Origin of the sequence: Bradyrhizobium sp. CCBAU 53415, from assembly GCF_028128735.1 — a bacterium.
Lineage (GTDB): Bacteria > Pseudomonadota > Alphaproteobacteria > Rhizobiales > Xanthobacteraceae > Bradyrhizobium.
Genome location: NZ_LBJF01000013.1, coordinates 1 through 2460, shown reverse-complemented (window position 1 = coordinate 2460; position 2460 = coordinate 1). Strand labels below are relative to the sequence as shown.

At 65.7% G+C, this 2460-nt stretch carries 3 protein-coding genes; all 3 read left to right on the top strand.

Features of this window, described 5'->3' with window-relative positions; translation table 11 throughout:
* On the top strand, nt 1-406 hold a 406-nt coding region (tnpA, locus tag XH87_RS08445), incomplete at its 5' end, for an IS66-like element accessory protein TnpA (RefSeq protein WP_442868247.1).
* Nucleotides 403-750: an IS66 family insertion sequence element accessory protein TnpB gene (tnpB, locus tag XH87_RS08440; RefSeq protein WP_036031094.1), complete on the top strand. Its 348-nt coding sequence runs from the start codon at nt 403-405 to the stop codon at nt 748-750. The genes tnpA and tnpB, both read left to right, overlap by 4 nt.
* A 93-nt stretch (nt 751-843) precedes the next feature.
* On the top strand, nt 844-2412 hold the full coding sequence (gene tnpC, locus XH87_RS08435) for an IS66 family transposase (RefSeq protein WP_271586900.1): 1569 nt from the start codon (nt 844-846) through the stop codon (nt 2410-2412).
* Nucleotides 2413-2460: the final 48 nt, after the last annotated feature.

Here is a 2460-nt window from a genome sequence, read left to right as displayed (position 1 = left end):
AAACGTGACGACGGTAACTGTTCTGTCTGGTCCGGAGCGGCGGCGACGGTGGAGCACGGCCGAGAAGCTTCGGATCGTGGAAGAGAGTCTGGCACCTGGAGGGAGTGTTGTCGAGGTTGCTCGACGGCATGACGTTCATCGCAATCTGATCACGGTTTGGCGGCGGCAGGCGCGCACGGGCGTCCTCGCTTGCGGACGTGAGCCGACGCAGCGGCAGAACGAGGAAGTCCGTTTTGCAGCAGTCTCCGTTGCGCCGGACCGGCCGCCGCCGACGGCTCTCTCCGGGAGCTGCGGCGCGATCGAAATTGAGTTCGCGGCCGGAGCTCGGATGCGGATCACGGGCGCGGTCGACGCGGCGACGCTGACCGCAGTGGTGGCGGCGCTGACCGATGGACGGCGCCGATGATCCCGCTGCCGGCCGGCGTGCGGGTATGGCTGGCGACCGGCTATACCGACATGCGGAAGGGCTTTCCGTCGCTGGCGTTGCAGGTTCAGGAGATCCTGCATCGCGACCCGCTGGGCGGCCACCTGTTTTGCTTCCGTGGTCGTCGCGGCAACCTGTTGAAGGTGATCTGGCATGACGGCCAGGGCGCCTGCCTGTTCACGAAACGCCTGGAGCGGGGTCGCTTCATCTGGCCGAGCCCGGCGGAGGGTGTGGTGACGATCTCGTCAGCGCAGCTCGGCTATCTGCTGTCCGGGATCGATTGGAGGCACCCACAAGAGACCTGGCGTCCGACAGCGGTCGGATGAGGTTTTGAGCTTGCGGATCATGATGGATGTGATTCCATCATCGGCGTGACCGCATCTGAATCGCTTCCCACTGATCTTACCGCCGCGCATGCGATGATCATTGCCGAGCGCACCGCCCGGCTGGAGGCGGAAGCCAGGCTCGCCAATGCCCGTGCAGAAGCCGCGCTGATCGCCACCTACAAGCTCGAGATCGAGAAGCTGCGGCGCCAGCTCTACGGCACGCGCTCGGAGCGCAAGGCGCGGCTGCTGGAACAGATGGAGCTTCAGCTCGAAGAGCTGGAGGCGACGGCAACCGAGGAGGAGCTGGCGGCCGAGAAGACGGCGGCGCAGACGCAGACTGTACAATCCTTCCGGCGCAAGCGGCCGTCGCGCAAACCATTCCCCGATCATTTGCCGCGCGAGCGCGTCGTGATCGCGGCACCGCAGAGTTGCCCCTGCTGCGGCTCGCGCAAGCTGTCGAGACTCGGCGAGGACATCACCGAGACACTGGAGGTCGTGCCGCGCCAATGGAAGGTGATCCAGACGGTGCGCGAGAAGTTCTCGTGCCGGGACTGCGAGACGATCACCCAGCCGCCGGCGCCCTTCCACGTGACACCGCGCGGCTTTGCCGGGCCCAACCTGCTGGCCATGATCCTGTTCGAGAAGTTCGGCCAGCATCAGCCCTTGAACCGGCAGAGCGAGCGCTACGCCCGGGAGGGCGTTGATCTGAGCCTGTCGACCCTGGCCGACCAGGTTGGCGCCTGTGCGACGGCCCTGCAGCCGCTTTACCGGCTGATCGAGCATCACGTCCTCGCTGCCGAGCGGCTGCACGGCGACGACACCACGGTGCCGATCCTGGCCAAGGGCCAGACGATCACAGGGCATATCTGGACTTATGTCCGCGACGACCGGCCGTTTGCTGGCCGGGCGCCGCCGGCCGCGCTCTATTACGCCTCGCGCGATCGACGACACGAGCATCCAGTCCAGCATCTTCGGACCTTCACCGGCATCCTGCAGGCGGATGCCTATAGCGGCTACAATGCGCTGTACGACCCATTGCGCGCGGAGGGACCGATCACGCCCGCACTCTGTTGGGCGCACGCCAGGCGGCAGTTCTTCGAGCTGGCGGACATCGCCGCCAATGCGAGGCGCGACAAGAATGCCGCAGCGATCTCGCCGATCGCGCTGGAGGCGGTCAAGCGCATCGATGCGCTGTTCGACATCGAACGCGGCATCAACGGCCAGAGCGCCGAAGAGCGGCTGCGGGTGCGCAAGGACCAAAGCGCTCCGCTTCTGACGGCTTTGGAAGCATGGCTGCGCGAGCAGCGTGCTCGGCTGTCGAACTCGTCATCGGTCGCCAAACCAATCGATTACATGTTGCGCCGCTGGGATCGGTTCACCCGCTTCATCGATGACGGGCGGATCTGCCTGACAAACAATGCAGCGGAGCGCGCGCTGCGCGGCTTTGCCCTCGGACGCAAGTCCTGGCTCTTCGCCGGCTCGGATCGTGGTGCCGACCGCGCTGCGATCATGGCAACCCTCATCACGACAGCAAAGCTCAACGACGTCGATCCGCAAGTCTGGTTGGCGGACGTCCTGGCCCGCATCGCAACCATCCCGCAAAGCCAGCTCAATGAGCTGCTGCCTTGGGAATGGAAGGCGCCTGTTCAGTTCGCGGCCTGATCCGCTCCGGGCCGTGTGATTACCCCGCGGCCCTCACCGGACGGTTAC

Bases quoted from the DNA above. Each gene is read 5' to 3' on its own strand.
- tnpB (WP_036031094.1), top strand. From the start codon at position 403: ATGATCCCGCTGCCGGCCGGCGTGCGGGTATGGCTGGCGACCGGCTAT.
- tnpC (WP_271586900.1), top strand. From the start codon at position 844: ATGATCATTGCCGAGCGCACCGCCCGGCTGGAGGCGGAAGCCAGGCTC.